This is a genomic window from Paraburkholderia sp. BCC1884 (assembly GCF_900996225.1).
In the GTDB taxonomy this organism is placed as follows: Bacteria; Pseudomonadota; Gammaproteobacteria; order Burkholderiales; family Burkholderiaceae; genus Paraburkholderia.
Genome location: NZ_CAAJGL010000052.1, coordinates 1 through 420 on the forward strand (window position 1 = coordinate 1; position 420 = coordinate 420).

General features: G+C 66.0%; 1 pseudogene. It reads left to right on the forward strand.

The window, feature by feature from the left end:
- Positions 1-420 (forward strand): annotated as a pseudogene (locus tag FQ705_RS33935) (alpha-amylase); the annotation flags it as partial.

A 420-nucleotide genomic window follows, 5' to 3' on the forward strand; every position in this document is an offset into this window, starting at 1 on the left:
CTCGGCCTGGTCGACCGGCAGCGGCGGCTCGGTGATCGGGCTGACCACCGACATCTCCGGCCAGACCAACCATGCCGCGGTGATCGGCAATGCCAGCGGCAGCCCGTTCGCGCAGATCAACCAGTGGATCAAGGTGCAGGGCGGCCAGAGCTACACCTTCACGGACTACCTGCCGGCCAGCTCGGGCCAGACCATCTTGCCGGCCTTCTCGGTGCAGACCGACGACGGCAACCAGACCGAATTCGCGGGCGTGCTCAACACCAACAACGGCGTGATCGTGCCGGGTTCGTGGAGCACCGGGAATTCGACGCTGTCGACCAGCAAGGTGGGCAACTGGTGGAAGGTCAGCATGAGCTTCACGGCGCCCTCGGGCTCGTCGAACGCGCACATCTTCCTCGATCCGCGCACCTCGAACGCCTC